The sequence below is a fragment of the Streptomyces sp. NPDC030021 genome (genome assembly GCF_055574035.1).
Genome location: NZ_JBVIAH010000008.1, coordinates 58740 through 77624, shown reverse-complemented (window position 1 = coordinate 77624; position 18885 = coordinate 58740). Strand labels below are relative to the sequence as shown.

Sequence of the window (18885 nt, the reverse complement as noted above, 5' to 3'; positions counted from 1 at the left end):
GCACGACCTGGCCCGCGCCCGACTGCTCGCACCCCTGCTCGACCCGCGCCCCGGAGCACACCCCGAACAGCCCGCCCCGGACGGCGACGCGCAGCCCGACCCGCAGCCCGACCCGCAGTCCACACCCCGTACACCCCCGCACCGAAGGACGCCTCCTGCCATGACGACCACCCCCGACTCCCGCCTGCGTACCTTCGGCTCCCGCACCGCGGGCCCCGGCCGCCCCGTCTACGTCGTCGGCGAGATCGGCATCAACCACAACGGTGACCTCGGCAACGCGTTCGCCCTCATCGACGCCGCCGCCGAAGCCGGCTGCGACGCCGTGAAGTTCCAGAAGCGCACCCCGGAGATCTGCACCCCGCGCGACCAGTGGGACATCGAACGCGACACCCCCTGGGGCCGGATGACCTACATCGACTACCGCCACAAGGTCGAGTTCGGCGAGGACGAGTACCGCGCCATCGACGACCACTGCGCCAAGCGCGGCATCGACTGGTTCGCCTCCCCGTGGGACACCGAGGCCGTCGCCTTCCTGGAGAAGTTCGACGTCCCCGCCCACAAGGTGGCCTCCGCCTCCCTCACCGACGACGAACTGCTGCGCGCCCTGCGCGCCACCGGCCGCACCGTCGTCCTGTCCACCGGCATGTCCACCCCGCAGCAGATCCGCCACGCGGTGGAGGTGCTCGGCAGCGCCAACATCCTGCTGTGCCACGCGACTTCGACGTACCCGGCCAAGGCCGAGGAGCTCAACCTGCGGGTGATCAACACCCTCCGGGAGGAGTACCCGAACGTCCCGATCGGCTACTCCGGCCACGAGACGGGCCTGCAGACCACCCTCGCCGCCGTCGCGCTCGGCGCCACCTTCGTCGAGCGCCACATCACCCTCGACCGCGCGATGTGGGGCTCCGACCAGGCCGCCTCCGTCGAGCCCGGCGGCCTCACCCGTCTGGTCCGCGACATCCGCACCATCGAGACCGCCCTCGGCGACGGCGTCAAGCGCGTCTACGAGTCCGAGCTCGGCCCCATGAAGAAGCTCCGCCGCGTCCGGGGCGAGCTGGCAGCCGTCTGACCCCAGGGGGTGTCTTGCCGATCAGGGCGGGCTCGCGGGGTCCGGTGCCGCGCCTCGCCGCGTTGTCCTCGGTCGCCTTGCGATACACGGCACCGGACCCCGCTCCCTGATCCGCCCTGATCGACAAGACACCCCCTTAAGCCCGGCGCGTACGCGTTCCGTCCCCCGACAAGGAGCACGTGGTGACCCCCTCCAGCCCCTCCGCCTCCACCCTGGCGTTCGTCGAGAGTCCGGTCCAGCTCCTGAACGTGCTGGAGTGGGCGTACGCGCGCCCGGGAGAGCAACCGCAGCTGGACGGCGTCCCGCGCCAGCGGGGGCGCCGCGCCGGCGGCGGGGACCTGCCCGGCCCCGCGCCCCGGCCGGCGGGCGCCGCGTCGCCCCTGCGGATCGTCGTCCTGCCGCCCACCGACCCGATGTCCCGCGGCCAGCTGCGCCGGGTGGCCGCGCTGGCGCGGGACGAGGGGCACGAGGTCCGGTGGCAGGAGGCGCGCGGCAGCCGGTTCGCGCCGCTGAAGGCGCTCGCCGCGCTGGCGCACGACGTGCGCGCCGCGCGTACGGTCGTCGTCGGCGACCCCTTCTCGCGCTACGTCCAACTGCTGCTCACCCTCGTGCGCGCCGAGGAGCTCGTGGTGGTCGACGACGGCACCGCCACCATGGAGTTCATGGCCCAGACCGCCCGCGGCGAACGCCTCGTACGGTGGCACCGGGTCGGCGGCGGCGGACTGCCCGGCCGGGTCCGCGAGCTGGCGTACGCACCCGTCTCGGCGACAGCGCGCCGCCGCTTCACCCCGGCCGCGCACCGCGGCAACCGCGTCGAGGTGTTCAGCTCGATGCCCGTCACCGCCCACGGCGGGATGACGCTGCGGGTCAACGACTTCGCCTGGACCCGCGCCCGGTTCGGCCCGCCCCGGCTGACCAGGGGCACCGACCTGGTCGGCACCTCGCTCGTGGAGACCGGGGTGGTGGACCCGGACCGCTATCTCGACGCGGTGCGCGCCCTGACCCTGGAGCACGGGGCCACCCGCTACTTCGCCCACCGCCGCGAGTCCCCGGAGAAGCTGCGCGCCCTGAGCCGGGCGACGGGGCTGGAGATCGTGCGCCCGGACCTGCCGCTGGAGCTGATCGCCCGGCGCGGTCCGGTCGGCCGGACGATCGTCAGCTTTCCGTCCACCGTCGTCCACACGCTGCCGTACGCCCTGACCGGTACCGGTGTCACGGTCGCCGTATGCGATGTGGACCCCGCCTGGCTCACCGGGTCCGCCTCCCCGCGCGCCCGCAGCTTCCTCGCGGGGGTCACCGACACCGCCCGTGATGTGCGCAGACTGCCTGCCCAGGCGGCTCCTACGGCCGGATGAGCGCGCGAGTTTACCCCCGGGCGCATCCGGTCATGCGTCCAGAGGCCGGGTTTCTTTCCCCTAACGGCATGAACTTTTCGTGATCCCCGGCCAGTTGACCCGTCCGTGCGCCTACCCTTCAACGGGTGAACCAGTTGATGTCCCGCGAGTCCCAGACCGCCCAGCCCGCCGCGTCCGACCGGCCCGAGCTGCCCGGCAAGCTTCCGGACCACCTGCGTACCGAACTGATCGCCTTCCGCCGGGACTTGCACATGCACCCGGAGCTCGGACACCAGGAATTCCGGACCACCGCGGCGATCAAGGCCCGGTTGGAGAAAGCCGGCCTGCGACCACGGGTGCTGAAGTCCGGCACGGGCCTGATCTGTGACGTGGGCACCTGGGACGGGGGCCGGCCGATGCTGGCCCTGCGCGCGGACATCGACGCCCTGCCCATCCCGGATGCCAAGACGCACGTCCCGTACCGCTCGACCTTCGCGGACCGCGCCCACGCCTGCGGCCACGACGTGCACACCGCTGTGGTCCTCGGCGCCGGCCTGGTCCTCGCCGAGCTCGACCGGCAGGGGCTGCTGCCCCGCCCCGTGCGGCTGCTCTTCCAGCCCGCCGAGGAGGTGCTCCCGGGCGGGGCCACCGACGCCATCGAGTCCGGGGTGCTGGACGGCGTCGGGCGGATCGTCGCGGTGCACTGCGACCCCCGGGTGGACGCCGGGCGCATCGGGCTGCGGGCCGGCCCCATCACCTCCGCCTGCGACCGGCTGGAGGTCACCCTCTCCGGCCCCGGCGGGCACACCGCGCGGCCGCACCTGACCACCGACCTGGTGACGGCCGCCGCCCGGGTGGCCGTCGACGCCCCGGCCCTGCTGGCCCGCCGGATGGACGCCCGCTCGGGCATGTCCGTCACCTGGGGCCGGATCGAGGCCGGGCACGCCTGCAACGTCATCCCGATGCACGCCGAGCTCTCGGGAACCGTGCGCTGCCTGGACCTGAACGCCTGGCACGAGGCGCCGGACATGATCCACGCGGCGATCGACGAGATCGCGACCATGCACGGGGCCAAGTTCGAGATCAACCACGTGCGCGGGGTGCCCCCGGTGGTCAACGACCCGGTGAGCACCGAGCTGCTGCGGGAGGCGATGGGGGTCCGCTGCGGAGCGGAGTCGGTCGAGGACACCGAGCAGAGCCTGGGCGGGGAGGACTTCTCCTGGTACCTGGAGCACGTTCCGGGTGCGATGGCACGGCTGGGGGTCCGCGCGCCCGGTGACACCGCCAAGCGTGATCTGCACCGGGGCGACTTCGACGTGGACGAGTCCGCGATCGGCGTCGGCGTGGAGTTCTTCACGGCCGCCGCGCTGCTCGACGGACGTCGCGCGAGGCCCGTCGGCGACCGTTGACCGAAGAGGGGCCGGGCCGTCATCGCCCGGCCCCTCCGGTGGGTGTGAGCCCACGCCTTCCTGTCGGTGCGCAGCGCTGGAACACTGCGGTCGGGAAGGCGCGGGCTCAGTGGTGGATCAGATGCGCCAGTGCTCGTATCCGAGCTTGTAAATGCCCGCATTCGGGGCCCCGGGGCACGTGGCGGACGACGTCTCCCCGTTCTGCTTGGTGCTGCCCTTGATGACGGCCTGGGTGCCGTGGGAGTCGATACAGGTCACCTTGACGCGGAAGCGGTCGATGAAGGGCCACAGGCCGGTGCATTTGGCGTAACCCGTGTTGCCGGACTGCCATGTCTCGCAGCTAATGGCTTCGGCGCCATTGGTGGCTGCGGATGCGGAGGGTGCGGTAATGAGCGACGTGGCCGCCATTCCGATTCCAATGAGGCTGGCGATCTTAGCCTTGTGCATGTTTTTCTCCCCGATTTTGGTCGTACGAAAGTCTTAGGCGGATTCCTCGACGGCCACGCTCAGGACGCCGACGTTGGGGTCGGAAGAGCAGGTCGCGCTGGAGGTTTCGTTCGTGTGCTTCTTGGGTCCGTAGACGGTGAACGTCTGACCGCGGTAGTTGATGCACGTGAGCTTCACGCGAAACGTGTCCGCCCAGGCCATGCCGCTGCAGTACGCGGAGCCGCCCCAGGGTGCGCGGCTCGTCTTCCACGTGTTGCAGTTTGCGTCCTGCGCCCCCGGCTTTGCGCCGGAGACAGCGGCCGGAGCCGCCGACGTGTGGCTCGCGGCGACAGCCGGCGAGCCGACGCCCACGGACATGATGGTCAGCGCGGCGGCACCGAGCTGAACGATCGACTTCTTTTTCATTTCCCCGCTTCTCTTTTCGCTTTTCGTCGACTCCCAGGAAACCGATGGTGCAGGCATGAGGACACGTCCACCCGGCAGGTGTTACGCGGGGCGGAAGTGATCCTCGGGTAAAGATTTGACCATCCGGATCCCTTGGTTTGGTCATCTGACACGGGGAAGCAGGGGGTGGTCAATCTATTTTTCATAGTGTGGCGCGCATCACGTCATGCGTATGAGTGCGAGATTGAGACAGGTTGGCGAAATTATGCCTATTGGCTGAATCTATTCATTGCGCATCGAGGCTCGCCGGTTCAATGAAAGGTTGCGCATGGCTGTTTCTTGGCATTTCGAGTTCCGTCCGATGCGGCCTGACGGTGTGCCGAGAGCTCCCGTTGCGACCGGTTTTGAAGCCGCTGGCGCGTGTGCGCCGGCGCGCGCCGGGTAGGCATGCTTCGGGCTCCGCGGCTGCCGAGCGGCTGCCGGCGGGAGGGACGGCCGCGGCGCGGCGGTCCGCTTCGGTACACCGTCGACGATCCGTCGTGCGGGCGAGTCCAGCCCTTGGGACGCAAGGGCTGGACGTACGAGCGTTACTGATCGGTCACTGTCCGGTTCGCGACGATCCGATAACGACTGATGAACGGGCCTTTAACTGACATCTACGCGCGTTACGATCGCCGCGAAACCAGCGCCGGAAGAGGCGCTTTCGGTCAGTCTCGAAGGGACCCTCCTCTTGCGCCGCGTATCCAAGATTCTCTCCGCGTCCATCGCGACTGCGGCACTCGCCCTCACCGCCACCGCCTGCGGTGAGTCGTCCACCGAGAGCTCCGGCTCCGGCGACGGCAAGGTCAAGGTCGGTATGGCCTACGACGTCGGCGGCCGTGGCGACAACTCCTTCAACGACTCCGCCGCGCGTGGCCTGGACAAGGCCAAGGCGGACCTCGGTGTCGAGACCAAGGAGCTCACCGCCAAGACCGGTGAGACCCCGGCCGACCGCGAGCAGCGTCTCGTCTCCCTCGCCGAGGGCGGCTACAACCCCGTCATCGGTGTCGGCTTCGCCTACAAGGACGCGCTCGACAAGGCCGCGGCCAAGTACCCGAAGACCACCTTCGGCCTCGTCGACTCCGTCTCCGAGAAGCCGAACGTCTCCTCGATCGTCTTCACCGAGGAGCAGGGCTCCTACCTTGCCGGCGTCGCTGCCGCGCTGAAGTCCAAGGACGGCCAGATCGGCTTCATCGGCGGGGTGGACATCCCCCTGATCAAGAAGTTCGCCGCCGGCTTCCAGCAGGGCGTCAAGGACACCAAGCCGGGTGCCGACGTCCAGATCCAGTACCTGTCCACCGGTACGGACATGTCTGGCTTCGGCGCCCCGGACAAGGGCAAGGCCGCCGCCAAGGGCATGCTCGACAAGGGCATCGACGTCGTCTACGCGGCCGCGGGCGGCTCCGGCGCCGGCGCCATCGAGGCCGTCGCCGCCAAGCCGGGCGCGTGGGCGATCGGTGTCGACTCGGACCAGGCCAAGGACCCGGCCCTGTCCAAGTACGCCGGCTCCATCCTGACCTCGGTCGTCAAGAACGTCGACACCGGTGTCTTCGAGCTCGTCAAGTCCGTCCAGGACGGCAAGCCGATGACCGGCACCCACGCCTACTCGCTCGCCGAGAACGGTGTCTCGCTGACGACCACGGGTGACCACCTCAAGGACATCCAGGCCCAGCTGGACGAGGCCAAGAAGAAGATCATCGACGGCCAGATCAAGGTCGCCACGACCCTCTGACACGGGTCACACTGGGGGCCCGGAACGGCTTCGGCCGACACTCCGGGCCCCTTTCCGTGTAAGCCTGCGGGCAGTTGAACATTTTTGCCAATGCTACGCGCGTAGCATGTCTGGTCGCACGGTAGCTTTCGCCACCAGCGCCCGCGTTCCCGCCCGTTCCTCGCCTCGTCCGAGCCCGTCCCAGCCTCGTCCTCCCACGCTCCCGTCCTTGGAGAGTGCGCCATCAAAGCCTCCAGTCCCAACGCCGTAGAACTCCGCGGCATCACCAAGCGTTTCCCCGGAGTCGTGGCCAACCACGACATCGACATCACCGTGCGCCGCGGCACCGTGCACGCCCTCGTGGGCGAGAACGGCGCGGGCAAGTCGACCCTGATGAAGATCCTCTACGGCATGCAGAAGCCGGACGAGGGGACCATCACGGTCGACGGCGAGCAGGTGGTCTTCAACGACCCCGGCGACGCCATCGACCGCGGCGTCGGCATGGTGCACCAGCACTTCATGCTCGCGGACTACCTCACCGTCCTCGAAAACGTCGTCCTCGGCTCCGAGAAGCTGTACGGCATCGGCGACAAGGCCCGCGCCAAGATCAAGGAGATCTCGGACGCGTACGGACTGGGCGTCCGCCCGGACGTCCTCGTCGAGGACCTCGGTGTGGCCGACAGGCAGCGTGTGGAGATCCTCAAGGTCCTGTTCCGCGGAGCCCGGACGCTGATCCTCGACGAGCCCACCGCGGTCCTGGTCCCGCAGGAGGTCGACGCACTCTTCGGCAACCTCCGCGAGCTCAAGGCCGAGGGCCTCACCGTCATCTTCATCTCGCACAAGCTGGGCGAGGTCCTGTCGGTCGCCGACGACATCACCGTCATCCGGCGCGGCACGACCGTCGGTACGGCGGACCCGGCGCACATCACGACCAAGCAGCTCGCCGAGCTGATGGTCGGCGCCGAGCTGCCCTCCCCGGAGACCCGGGAGTCGACGGTGACGGACGTCCCGATGCTCACGGTCGACGGTCTGTCGCTGAGCGCGGTCGACTCCGACAGCGTGGTCCGCGCGGTCCTTGACGGCATCACCTTCACCATCCACAAGGGCGAGGTCCTCGGCATCGCGGGCGTGGAGGGCAACGGTCAGTCCGAGCTGGTGGACGCGGTCATGGGGATGCGCCACCCGGACACCGGCGTCGTCACCCTCGACGGCAATGACATCTCCACCGCGCCGACCCGCAAGCGTCGCGAGGACGGCATCGGCTGCATCCCCGAGGACCGCCACCGGCACGGTCTGCTCCTGGAGGCCCCCCTCTGGGAGAACCGCATCCTCGGCCACGTCACCGAGAAGCCGAACTCCCGGGGCCCGTTCCTCGACCTGAAGGCCGCCCGCAAGGACACCGAGCGGATCGTGCGCGAGTACGACGTCCGCACGCCCGGCATCGAGGTCACCGCGGCCTCGCTCTCCGGCGGCAACCAGCAGAAGCTGATCGTCGGCCGGGAGATGAGCCACAACCCCAAGCTGCTGATCGCCGCGCACCCCACCCGGGGCGTGGACGTCGGCGCGCAGGCGCAGATCTGGGACCAGATCCGCGAGGCGCGCCGCGAAGGCCTGGCGGTGTTGCTGATCTCCGCAGACCTGGACGAGCTGATCGGCCTCTCCGACACCCTGCGCGTGATGTACCGCGGCCGACTGGTTGCGGACGCCGACCCGGCCACCATCACCCCGGAGGAGCTCGGCTCGGCTATGACCGGTGCCGCCGCCGGACACCTTGAGCACGAAGAGAGCCCTGAGGGCACCGACGGCCCGGAGGACGAGGCCCGATGAAGAAGATCGACAAGGAGCGGCTGCTCCTGGGTATCGCGGCGCCGCTCCTCGCGGTCGTCGCCGCCTTCCTGATCACCGCCCTGGTCCTGGCCGCGACCGGCAAGGAGCCGTTCAGCGCCTTCGGGATCATGTTCGACTACGGCGTGAAGTCGGACAGCCAGGTCTACATCATCAACAAGGCGACGACGTACTACCTGGCGGGTATCGCGGTAGCCGTCGGCTTCCGCATGAACCTGTTCAACATCGGTGTCGACGGCCAGTACCGCCTCGCCGCCTTCCTCGCCGCCGCCGTGGGCGGAGCGCTGACCCTGCCGGGCATCGTGCAGATCCCGCTGATCATCCTCACCGCGATGATCGTCGGCGCCATGTGGGCCGGCATCGCCGGTGTCCTCAAGGTCACCCGGGGCGTCAGCGAGGTCGTCTCCACGATCATGCTGAACATGATCGCGACCGCGATCATCGGCTACCTCCTCCAGCCTGGCCGCCTCGGCCACCTGGACGCGGCCGGCACCAAGGTCGCCACGACCCCGCTGTCGGACTCCTCGCACTTCTTCGAGATCCCCACCACGCCGACCCCGATCTACGGCTTCGTCGTGGTCGCGCTGATCGCGGGTGTCGCGTACTGGTTCACTCTGGCCCGCACCCGCTTCGGCTTCGACCTGCGCACCGTCGGCCAGTCCGACACGGCCGCCGCCGCCAGCGGTGTCAACGTCAAGAAGATGGTCGTCACCGCCATGCTGATCTCCGGCGCCATGGCCGGTCTGATCGGCATGCCGACGCTGCTCAACGACTCGTACGAGTTCGGCGGCGACTTCCCCATCGGCATCGGCTTCACCGGTATCGCCATCGCCCTGCTCGGCCGCAACCACCCGATCGGCATCGGGCTCGCCGCGATCCTCTGGGCCTTCCTGGAGCGCGGCGGTCAGAAGCTGGAGTTCCAGGACTACGACCGGGAGATCGTCGGCGTCATGCAGGGCGTCATCGTCCTCTGTGTCGTCATCGCCTACGAACTCGTGCGCCGCTACGGCATCAAGCGCCAGCAGCGGCAGGTCGGCGAGAAGCTCGCCGCCCAGGCCCGTTCCAACGACCAGACGGAGGTGTCGGCGTGACCGCCACGGCGACTTCCACCCCGCCGCCCGCCGCCCCCAAGGCGGCCGGTGGCAAGGGCGGCCGCACCCGGCTCTCCCTCCCGGTGATCCTGCTGATCATCGCGGGCGCGCTCGTCGCGCTCTCCGCCGTGCGCGCCATCACGGGAGCGCAGGACCTGACCTCGGCGGGCCAGGTCAGCGCGGCTCTCTCGCTGGCCGTCCCGATCGGCATGGCCGGTCTCGGCGGTCTGTGGGCCGAACGCGCGGGTGTGGTCAACATCGGCCTTGAGGGCATGATGATCCTCGGCACCTTCTTCGGTGCCTGGGCCGGCTGGCAGACCAGCCCCTGGCTCGGCGTCCTCGTCGGCATCCTGGGCGGCATGTTCGGTGGCCTGCTGCACGCGGTCGCCACCGTCACCTTCGGCGTCGACCACATCATCTCCGGTATCGCGATCAACATCCTGGCCGTCGGTTTCACCACCTACTTCGCCAAGCTGTGGTTCAACACCGGTGCGGCCGCGGCCGCGGGCGGCAGCCCCAAGCAGTCGCCGCCGGCCGACAGCATCACCTCGATCACCGTGCCGGGTCTGTCCGACTGGCTGGCCGACATCGAGGGGCACCACTGGTTCGTCGTCTCGGACGTCGCGGGCATCCTCGGCGGCCTGGTCACCAACCTCTCGCTGCTGACGATCGTCGCCGTGGCACTCGTCATCGGCACGTTCTTCGTGCTGTGGAAGACGGCGTTCGGTCTGCGGCTGCGCTCCTGCGGTGAGAACCCGATCGCGGCCGAGTCGCTGGGCGTCAACGTGTACAAGTACAAGTACATCGCGGTGATCGTCTCCGGCGGTCTGGCCGGTCTCGGCGGCGCCTACCTGTCGCTGGTCACCTCGCACATCTACAACGAGGGCCAGACCGGTGGCCGTGGTTACATCGGCCTCGCGGCGATGATCTTCGGTAACTGGCGGCCGGGCGGCCTCGCGATGGGCGCCGGCCTGTTCGGCTTCGCCGACGCCCTGCAGCTGCGCAGCGGCGGCCAGTCTGTGCACGCGCTGCTCCTGCTGCTGTTCGCGGTCCTCGTCGCGATCGCGGCCTGGAAGGCGTACAAGAAGCGCTGGATCACCTCCTCGATCGCCATCGTCATCGGCGTCGGCGTGTTCATCTGGTACCTCGGCACGGAAAGCGTCCCGGTCGAGTTCGTCAGCGCCACCCCGTACATCGTGACCCTGCTGGTGCTGTCGCTGTCCGCGCAGCGGCTGCGGATGCCGAAGGCCGACGGCATGCGCTACCGCAAGGGCGAGGGTAAGTGACCTCGGACCCGACGGTGGACTGGGAAGTCCTGCGGACGTCCGCCCGGAAAGCGATGACCCGGGCGTACGCCCCGTACTCGGGCTTCCCGGTCGGGGTCGCCGCCCTGGTGGACGACGGCCGCGTCGTGACCGGCTGCAACGTCGAGAACGCCAGCTACGGGCTGGGCCTGTGCGCCGAGTGCGGGCTGGTCTCCTCCCTGCAGGCCACCGGTGGCGGCCGCCTCACACACTTCACGTGTGTGGACGGCAAGGGCGAGATCCTCGTCCCGTGCGGCCGCTGCCGCCAGCTGCTCTACGAATTCGGCGGCGACGAGCTGCTGGTGGAGACCCCGGACGGGGTCCTCCCGCTGGCGGCGATGCTGCCGCAGGCCTTCGGGCCCGACCACCTGAGATAGCCGTGCCGACGGCCCTTCGCCCCTGCCGGGGCGGAGGGCCGTCGCACTTCCGTTCCTGAACCCCTCATCTCCCCCTCTCTATGCGCGTAGAAGGAAGCACCTCATGGACGTCATCTCCGTCATCCGGACCAAGCGGGACCGCGGTGAGCTGAGCCCCGAGCAGATCGACTGGGTCATCGACGCGTACACCCGCGGTGTCGTGGCCGACGAGCAGATGTCGGCGCTGGCGATGGCCATCCTGCTCAACGGCATGAACCGGACCGAGATCGCCCGCTGGACCGCGGCGATGATCGCCTCCGGCGAGCGTATGAACTTCGACTCCCTCTCCCGCCCGACCGCCGACAAGCACTCCACGGGCGGTGTCGGCGACAAGATCACCCTCCCGCTCGCCCCGCTCGTCGCCGCGTGCGGCGCGGCCGTGCCCCAGCTGTCCGGCCGCGGCCTCGGCCACACCGGCGGCACCCTCGACAAGCTGGAGTCCATCCCCGGCTGGCGCGCGCTGCTCTCCAACGAGGAGATGCTGCACGTCCTGGACACCACCGGCGCGGTCATCTGCGCGGCCGGCGACGGTCTGGCCCCGGCGGACAAGAAGCTCTACGCGCTGCGCGACGTCACCGGCACGGTCGAGGCCATCCCGCTGATCGCCTCCTCGATCATGTCGAAGAAGATCGCCGAGGGCACCGGCTCGCTCGTCCTGGACGTCAAGGTCGGCACCGGCGCCTTCATGAAGAACCTCGCGGACGCGCAGGAGCTGGCCCACACCATGGTCAGCCTCGGCAAGGACAGCGGGGTGAAGACGGTCGCGCTGATCACCGACATGTCGACCCCGCTCGGCCTGACCGCCGGCAACGCCCTTGAGGTCCGCGAGTCGGTCGAGGTCCTGGCCGGCGGCGGCCCCTCGGACGTCGTGGAGCTGACCATCGCGCTGGCCAAGGAGATGCTGGACGCCGCGGGCATCAAGGACGCCGACCCGGCGAAGGCCCTGGCCGACGGCTCCGCGATGGACCACTGGCGCCGGATGATCGCGGCCCAGGGCGGCGACCCGGACGCGACCCTCCCGGTGGCCCGCGAGCAGCATGTGGTCACCGCCCCCGAGTCGGGCGTCCTGACCCGCCTGGACGCGTACGGGGTCGGCGTCGCCGCCTGGCGCCTGGGCGCCGGCCGCGCGCGCAAGGAGGACCCGGTGCAGGCGGGCGCGGGCGTCGAGCTCCACGCGAAGCCGGGCGACAGGGTGACGGCGGGCCAGCCGCTGATGACCCTGCACACGGACACCCCGGAGAAGTTCGACTACGCCCTCGCCTCCCTGGCGGGCACGTACGACATCGCCACGGCGGGTACGGCCTTCTCCGCCACGCCGATCGTCCTGGACCGCATCGCCTGACCTGTACTCACTCGTGAGGCTGAACGGGACCGGTGGACCCCCACCGGTCCCGTTCGGCATGCTGGGATCGGTGCCAACAGCATGAGGAGTACGCCATGAGCGCACTCACCGTCCAGCACGAGCCCACGGGTGGCGACGGCTGGGACGACCTCGTCCGCCTCTGGGAGGAGACGGCCTCCAGGCCGGCAAGTTCGGCGAGACCTTCCACCTGCCCGCGCCGTTCGACCTCAAGCTGGACACGTCGGTCTTCCCCACCCCCTGAGGCGATCGCCCGGCACCGATGAGTTCCGGCGGGCGGGGGAGTCACCCTCTCGTGGAGATCCGACGACTCGTGCTGCCCGGCCCAGGACCGGCCGCCCCGCAGGACACCGCGCTGCTGTGCGCCCGGCTGGCCCGGCTCTACGACGGCGGGGCGGGCGCGGTGGTCTGCGACGCCGCCGCGGTGATCGCGCCCGGGCTGGCCGACGTCGAGGTGCTGGCCCGGCTGCGGCTGGCCGCCCGGGGGCGGCCGCTGCGGGTGACCGGGGCCGGGCCCGCCCTGCGGGCCCTACTGGACCTCGTAGGCCTCGTCGAGCTGCTCGGGGAGGCCGAACAGCGGGAACCACCGCGCGGTGTCCAGGAAGGCGTTGAGCCCGACGATCTTGCCGTCTGAGATCTCCAGCACCTGGAGCGCCCACGGGGTGTGGCCCGGCCGACCGTCCTCGCGCGGACGGTACTGGCCGAAGGCGGGCAGGCCGTTCGCCGTCGTCGGGACGAGCCGGGAGCCCTTGCAGCCGATGCCCTGGTTCAGGTGCCAGGCCGCGATGTCCTCGTGGCCCTGGAGCCACAGGTCGAACGGCGGCATCGAGAGCACCGCGTCCTCGTGCAGGAGGGTGGTGAGCCGCGCGATGTCGTAGGCCTCGAAGGCGGAGAGGTACCGCTCCAGCAGCTTCGCCTGGTCCGCGTCGAGCGGATCCGCGGGGTCGCTGTCGCGCAGCGACTGCCCGGCCAGGGTGGCCCGCGCCCGCTGGAGGGCGCTGTTCACCGAGGCCGTCGTGGTCTCCAGGAGCTGGGCCACCTCGTCGGCCTTCCAGGCCAGCACCTCGCGCAGGATGAGCACCGCCCGCTGCTTCGCCGGCAGGTGCTGGAGCGCCGCGACGAAGGCCAGGCGGACGGATTCCTTCGCCAGCGCCATCTCCGCCGGGTCGGCGGTCTGCGGCAGCACCCGGCCGTCCGGGACCGGCTCCAGCCAGGTCACCTCGGGGCGCTCGTTGAGCACGGCGGAGGCCTGGTGCTGCGGTGCGGTCAGGTCCATCGGGCGGGCCCGCTTGTTCCCGGCGTTCAGCAGGTCCAGGCAGACGTTGGTGGCGATCCGGTACAGCCACGACCGCAGCGAGGAGCGGCCCTCGAACGTGGCGTGGCTGCGCCAGGCGCGGATGTACGTGTCCTGCACCGCGTCCTCGGCGTCGAAGGACGAGCCGAGCATGCGGTAGCAGTAGCCGGTGAGCTCGACCCGGTACCGGTCCATCGCGGTGTCGAGGTCCACATCGGTGGCGAGGTTGCTCATGTCCGTCCATCCCCCTGGTCGTTCCACTCCTTCGGAACCTACCGGAGGGGTCTGACAACGGCAGCCGGAAGCGCCGGACCGCCCATATATGTCGTCATCAAGTTTCTTGACGTCAAGATTGATCTGCGGCAGGCTTCCGTCATGTATCTCGACATCGAGATACATGACGGTGGGCGCGGTCGATACGGGGGACTGGGATGCGGCGCGGCAGGCGGATCCGGAAGGCACGGCAGGGGGACGGTGGTCTGCTGGCGCAACTGCGCCGGCCGCCCGGCGGCCGAGATGCGCGGATCATGCTGCTCACCCAGGCGCTGGACCGGGCGGGTACCGGTGTGTGGGCCGCGTCCTCCGTCCTCTACTTCACCTTCGTCGTCGGCCTCGACGCCGGGCAGCTGGGCCTGCTGCTGGGCGCGGCCGGCGTGGCGGGCATCGCCGGATCGCCGCTGGCGGGCCACCTCGCCGACCGCTTCCAGGTGCGCACCCTGCTGATCGGCTGCCACCTCATCCGCCTCGGGGCCCTCTGCGTGCTGCTGGTGGTCACCGACTTCGGCCTGCTGCTGCTCCTGTTCGCCGTCACCCACCTGGGAGACCGGGCGGCCAAGACGCTGGAGATGCTCTTCGCCACCCGGGTCGCGGGCGAGCGGCGCTCCACCTACCAGGCGCTGTCACGCAGTTCGGCGAACGCCGGATACGCCCTCGGCGCGGGCCTCGCCGCCATCGGACTGGCCGTCGGCACCCGGGGCGCGTACCAGGTGCTGATCCTGGCCAACGCCCTGTCGTTCCTCGTGGCCGCGGCCCTGGTGTGGCGCACCCGGGAGCCGCACGGCCGCGGGCTCGTGGTCGCACGGCCCGGGGCGGAGCAAGACGCTCCGGTGGCCGGGCCCAGCCCCTGGCGGGACCGCGGCTACCTGCGGTTCGTCCTGCTGGACATCCCGATGAACCTGGACGACTCGATCCTCGGCGTCGGCGTGCCGCTGTGGCTCGTCGGCCACACCGCGGCCCCGCACGCCCTGATCCCGGCCTTCCTGGTCATCAACACCGTGCTCGTCGTCGCCCTGCAGCTACGGGTGTCGGCGCGGGTCCGGGACGCCCGCCAGGCGGCGGGGGCGGTCGGCCTGTACGGCGTGACGACGCTCGCCTGCTGCCTCTTCCTGGCCACCGCCCCCGCGGGCGGGGCCTGGGCCGCCTCGGCGGCCCTGCTCGCCGCGGCCGTGCTGGCCACCGCGGCGGAGCTGATGCGCTCGGTGAGCTCCTGGGAACTGGCGGTCTCCCTCGCACCGCAGGAGGCGCGCGCCTCGTACCTCGGCGTGGCCGGCATGGCCCAGTCCGTCCAGAAGTCCGCGGGCCCGCTGCTGCTCACCGGCGCGGTGATGGCGGCCGGCCCGGCCGGCTGGCTGGCCCTCGGGGCCGGGGTGGCGGGCCTGTCCCTGGTCCAACGCCGCTTCGCCCTGCGCCGGTTGGACCGCCTGAGCGCCGCGCCCGCACCCTCGTCCGCGCCAGCCGAGCCCGCCGCCCGGTCCTAGGTCCTGTCGTCAAAGTGGCGTCGGTCAGGCCCGCGGCGTCCGGTGCCATGGGGTCTCCCCAGGCCCGCAGGGCCTAGGGGAAGCATCGCAAGGCGGAGGGGCGCCCGTGTACTGGACGTACTCGGGCGCCCCGACAACGCAGCGAGGTGCGGTGCCGGGCTTCGCGGGCCCGACGAGACTTTGACGCCAGGGCCTAGGTGCCGGGCTTGCGCCCGTACACGTAGACGTCCTCGCCCTGTCCCAGCAGGTTCCAGTACGCCTTGGCGTCGGCGGAGCGCATGTTCACGCAGCCGCCCGAACCGGGCGGGTTCCACATGCTCTTGGTGGTCGAGTGGAAGGCGATGCCGCCGTCGAAGAACTGCGCGTACGGCATCGAGACGTTGTAGAGCGTCGACCAGTGGTCGATGTTCCGGTAGTAGATCTTCTTCAGGCCGGTGCGCGTCTCCGTGCCGTCCTTGCCCGTGCGGACCGGGACGGGCCCGTACTTCAGCGTGGCGCCGTCCTGGATCCAGCTGAGCTGCCGCGTCAGGTCGACGCAGGCGATCCGCCCCCGGTTCACCGGGCAGTCACCCGCCTTGTTCGGGGTGCTGCCGGCCGCCCGCTGGGCCAGCATCGTGCTCATCGTCTGCCAGGTCAGCGGCCCGGCGTAGCCCTGGGTCGGGGTGATCCCGTGGCTCGCCTGGAAGGACCGGATCGCCGTGCAGTCGGCCGCCGACTGCTTCCCGTCCACCGGCCGGCCGAGGAACTGCTCGACCTGCCGCTGGTACGGCCCGGTGGTGAGGTTGCAGGAGGCGGCGGCCTGCGCCGCCCCACCTCCCGTGACCACCACCGGCAGCGCGAGCGCGACCGCCCCGCCCAGCACCGCCGCCCGCGCCCCGAACCTCGTACGCATCAGGTCCTCCCCTGCTCGCACAGCACGTCCTCCGTGTTGAATGCCCGGAAAACAAGCAGGGGTTGCCTACGGCGGGAGCGTAGTTTTCGTCAGCGTGCGCCCATGGCCGACGCCGGCATCCGCCGCTCCGCGCGCGCCGCGTGGGATCCGTACAGGGTGATCGACACGACGCCGAGCACCGCCAGCAGCGCGATGCCGACCGTGGCCGCCCATCCGGCCCCGTGGTAGGCCAGGGCGCCCAGGGTGCCGCCCGCGCTGGAGCCGAGGTAGTACGCCGACTGGTAGAGCGCCGAGGCCTGCGCCCGGCCGGTCTTCGCCGTCCGGCTCACCGCGGCCGAGGCCACCGCGTGCCCCGCGAAGAAGCCCGCGGTGATCAGGACCAGCCCGAGCACGATCAGCGCCAGGGAGTCGGACAGCGACAGCAGCAGCCCGAGCGCCGTGGTCGTCACGGCCAGGTACAGGGCGCCCCGCCGCCCGGTGCGGGCCACCAGCTTGCCGGCGGCGGCCGAGGAGACCGTGCCGACCAGGTAGATCAGGAAGATCGACCCGACCACGCCCTGCCCGAGCGAGAACGGCTCGTCCACCAGGCGGTAGCCGATCACGGTGTAGACCGCGCCGAAGACCGTCATGAACAGCGCGCCGATCCCGTACAGGCGCAGCAGCAGCGGATCGCGCAGATGACCGGCGACGGTACGGCCCACCGCGCGCGGGTTCAGCGACGCCGGGCGGAAGAACCGGGCCCGCGGCAGCAGCACCAGGAAGGCCACCGCGCACGCCAGCGCCATCAGGGCGACGGCCAGCAGGCCCGCCCGCCAGCCCCACAGCTGCGCCGCCCAGCCGGTGACGAGGCGACCGCTCATCCCGCCGATGGAGTTCCCCGCCACGAACAGGCCGATCGCGGCCACCAGGGCCTTCGGCTTGACCTCCTCCGCCAGGTACGCCATCGCGGAGGCCGGGATCCCGGCGATCGCCGCGCCCTGGACGGCGCGCAGCGCCACCAGCCACTCCACGTTCGGCGCGAACGGCACCAGCAGACCGACGCCGACGGCGATCACCATCGAGTACGTCATCATCCGGGTCCGGCCGAACCGCTCGGACAGCGCGCTCAGCGGGAGGACGAACAGCGCGAGCGCGCCGGTGGCCGCGGACACCGTCCAGCTGGCCTGGCCCGCCGTCACCCCGAAGCCGGCGGAGATCGCGGGCAACAGCGCCTGGGTGGAGTAGAGGAGGGCGAACGTCGCGAGTCCGGCGGCGAAGAGCGCGAGGCTCATCCGGCGGTAGCCGGGGTGGCCGGGGGAGAGGGGCTGCGGTGCGGGGGACGACGGGGTGGAGGCACCCGGGATGACGGGTGCCCCGGTATGAACGGGAGGCATGCTTCGACGGTAGGCCTGTCATTTTCATGCGTCCAATGCACAGAATCGCGATAATCGATCCACTGATGCATCAACCCAGCTCAGAGGCGTGGATGTCGATGAACCGTTACGTAGAAGACATGGCCGTGACAACTTTGCTCGCGCCGCGGCTGGCCTATTTCGTCGCCGTCGCCCGCCACGAGCACGTCACCCGCGCCGCCCACGAGCTGGGCGTCCCGCAGTCCACCCTGTCCCGCGCCATGGTCCGGCTCGAACAGGACCTGGGCGTCACGCTGTTCGCCCGCAAGGGCCGTACGGTCGCCCTCACCACGGCCGGCCGCACCTTCCTGGCCTCGGCCGAGCAGGCCCTCACGGAGATCGGCCGCGCCGCCGAATCCGTACAGCACGACGCCGATCCGGCGGCCGGCAAGGTGGCCTTCGGCTTCCTGCACACCCTCGGGTCCGAGACCGTACCCGGCCTCATCCGCGCCTTCCGCGCCGACCACCCGCGCATCCGCTTCTCCCTCGTCCAGAACTACGGCGAGGCCATGCTGGAGAAGCTCCGGGCCGGCGAACTCGACCTGTGCCTGACCTCCCCCGTGCCGGACGCCCCCGACCTGGTCGCCCGGCGCCTCGACGAACAGCGGCTGCGGCTGGTGGTCCCGGACGACCACCGGCTCGCGACCCGCAAGCGCATCCGCCTCGCCGAGGCCGCCGAGGAAACCTTCGTCACCCTGGAGCCCGGCTACGGCATGCGCCGCATCACCGACGACCTGTGCGCGGAAGCCGGGTTCACCCCGAAGATCGCCTTCGAGGGCGAGGAGGCCGAGACCCTGCGCGGCCTGGTCGCCGCCGGCCTCGGCGTGGCCCTCCTGCCGCCCCCGGCCGTGGCCCGCCCCGGCGTGGTCGAGCTGACGGTCACCGCCCCGCGCGCCGTCCGCGAGATCGGCCTCGCCTGGCTCGACGGCCACCCCGACACCCCGCCTGTGGCGGAGTTCAAGCGCTTCCTGCTCTCCCGCCGCGGCCGCCTGATCCCCGAACTGGAACCCCTGCCCTAACCGGGCCACCACCCGCCCGGGCCGCATTCAGCCTCGCCGGCGTTTGAGGCGCGGGTCCGGGCGGAGCCGGGTGCCCGGCGGAGCCGGGTTTCCTGGGGCTCCGCCCCAGACCCCGCGCCTCAA

The 18885-nt window shown here is 70.8% G+C and carries 17 protein-coding genes; 12 read left to right on the top strand and 5 right to left on the bottom strand.

The annotated features are described in order from the left end of the window. The first annotated feature begins 160 nt into the window (after nt 1–160). The 3 genes from ACZ4YL_RS17555 (at nt 161) to ACZ4YL_RS17545 (ending at nt 3812) form a co-directional block, all read left to right on the top strand. Nucleotides 161–1069, top strand: coding sequence for an N-acetylneuraminate synthase family protein (locus tag ACZ4YL_RS17555; protein WP_030016887.1), 909 nt, complete (start codon nt 161–163; stop codon nt 1067–1069). Nucleotides 1070–1251: 182 nt separating this feature from the next. Next, nucleotides 1252–2424 carry a hypothetical protein gene (locus ACZ4YL_RS17550; protein WP_468117388.1) on the top strand — a complete coding sequence of 391 codons (1173 nt, stop codon included), beginning with the start codon at nt 1252–1254 and terminating at the stop codon, nt 2422–2424. Nucleotides 2425–2561: 137 nt separating this feature from the next. Further along, nucleotides 2562–3812, top strand: coding sequence for an amidohydrolase (locus ACZ4YL_RS17545; RefSeq protein WP_468117731.1), 1251 nt, complete (start codon nt 2562–2564; stop codon nt 3810–3812). A 117-nt stretch (nt 3813–3929) separates the two neighbouring features. On the opposite strand, the gene ACZ4YL_RS17540 is transcribed toward ACZ4YL_RS17545, so the two are convergent. Both ACZ4YL_RS17540 and ACZ4YL_RS17535 read right to left on the bottom strand, forming a co-directional pair. Beyond that, nucleotides 3930–4259: a hypothetical protein gene (locus ACZ4YL_RS17540; protein WP_266380931.1), complete on the bottom strand. Its 330-nt coding sequence runs from the start codon at nt 4257–4259 to the stop codon at nt 3930–3932. A 33-nt stretch (nt 4260–4292) separates the two neighbouring features. Continuing rightward, nucleotides 4293–4721 (bottom strand): hypothetical protein, encoded by a 429-nt coding sequence (locus ACZ4YL_RS17535; RefSeq protein WP_468117386.1) that lies wholly within the window; start codon nt 4719–4721, stop codon nt 4293–4295. A 652-nt stretch (nt 4722–5373) separates the two neighbouring features. Here ACZ4YL_RS17535 and ACZ4YL_RS17530 point away from each other — a divergent pair. From ACZ4YL_RS17530 to ACZ4YL_RS17500, 7 genes are all read left to right on the top strand, one after another. Further along, nucleotides 5374–6414, top strand: a complete 1041-nt coding sequence (locus ACZ4YL_RS17530; protein WP_468117384.1) for a BMP family lipoprotein — start codon at nt 5374–5376, stop codon at nt 6412–6414. Between the two features lie 222 nt (nt 6415–6636). Continuing rightward, entirely contained in the window at nt 6637–8220 is a 1584-nt protein-coding gene (locus ACZ4YL_RS17525; protein ID WP_468117730.1) for an ABC transporter ATP-binding protein, read from the top strand. Next, nucleotides 8217–9329 (top strand): ABC transporter permease, encoded by a 1113-nt coding sequence (locus tag ACZ4YL_RS17520; protein WP_468117382.1) that lies wholly within the window; start codon nt 8217–8219, stop codon nt 9327–9329. The genes ACZ4YL_RS17525 and ACZ4YL_RS17520 overlap by 4 nt, the downstream gene beginning before the upstream one ends. Continuing rightward, a complete protein-coding gene (locus ACZ4YL_RS17515; RefSeq protein ID WP_266380919.1) occupies nt 9326–10615 on the top strand; it encodes an ABC transporter permease in 1290 nt (429 codons plus the stop codon). Before ACZ4YL_RS17520 ends, ACZ4YL_RS17515 begins: the two co-directional genes overlap by 4 nt. Next, entirely contained in the window at nt 10612–11010 is a 399-nt protein-coding gene (locus tag ACZ4YL_RS17510) for a cytidine deaminase (RefSeq protein WP_468117380.1), read from the top strand. The genes ACZ4YL_RS17515 and ACZ4YL_RS17510 overlap by 4 nt, the downstream gene beginning before the upstream one ends. 103 nt (nt 11011–11113) lie before the next feature. Next, on the top strand, nt 11114–12391 hold the full coding sequence (locus ACZ4YL_RS17505) for a thymidine phosphorylase (protein ID WP_468117378.1): 1278 nt from the start codon (nt 11114–11116) through the stop codon (nt 12389–12391). Nucleotides 12392–12704: 313 nt separating this feature from the next. Beyond that, on the top strand, nt 12705–13043 hold the full coding sequence (locus ACZ4YL_RS17500; protein ID WP_468117376.1) for an STAS domain-containing protein: 339 nt from the start codon (nt 12705–12707) through the stop codon (nt 13041–13043). Here the strand turns inward: ACZ4YL_RS17500 and ACZ4YL_RS17495 are convergent. Then, on the bottom strand, nt 12939–13937 hold the full coding sequence (locus tag ACZ4YL_RS17495) for a sigma-70 family RNA polymerase sigma factor (RefSeq protein WP_468117374.1): 999 nt from the start codon (nt 13935–13937) through the stop codon (nt 12939–12941). The genes ACZ4YL_RS17500 and ACZ4YL_RS17495 overlap by 105 nt on opposite strands. A 293-nt stretch (nt 13938–14230) precedes the next feature. On the opposite strand from ACZ4YL_RS17495, the gene ACZ4YL_RS17490 reads away from it, so the two are divergent. Further along, nucleotides 14231–15460 (top strand): MFS transporter, encoded by a 1230-nt coding sequence (locus tag ACZ4YL_RS17490; protein ID WP_468117372.1) that lies wholly within the window; start codon nt 14231–14233, stop codon nt 15458–15460. A 193-nt stretch (nt 15461–15653) separates the two neighbouring features. Here the strand turns inward: ACZ4YL_RS17490 and ACZ4YL_RS17485 are convergent, their stop codons facing one another. Continuing rightward, the gene (locus tag ACZ4YL_RS17485; RefSeq protein WP_468117371.1) at nt 15654–16352 is read right to left on the bottom strand and encodes a L,D-transpeptidase family protein; all 699 of its coding nucleotides are present in this window, start codon (nt 16350–16352) and stop codon (nt 15654–15656) included. Nucleotides 16353–16441: 89 nt separating this feature from the next. Then, the gene (locus ACZ4YL_RS17480; protein WP_468117369.1) at nt 16442–17725 is read right to left on the bottom strand and encodes an MFS transporter; all 1284 of its coding nucleotides are present in this window, start codon (nt 17723–17725) and stop codon (nt 16442–16444) included. Nucleotides 17726–17787: 62 nt separating this feature from the next. Between ACZ4YL_RS17480 and ACZ4YL_RS17475 the strand changes: the two genes are divergently transcribed. Further along, on the top strand, nt 17788–18762 hold the full coding sequence (locus ACZ4YL_RS17475) for a LysR family transcriptional regulator (protein ID WP_468117728.1): 975 nt from the start codon (nt 17788–17790) through the stop codon (nt 18760–18762). The last annotated feature ends 123 nt before the right edge of the window (nt 18763–18885 follow it).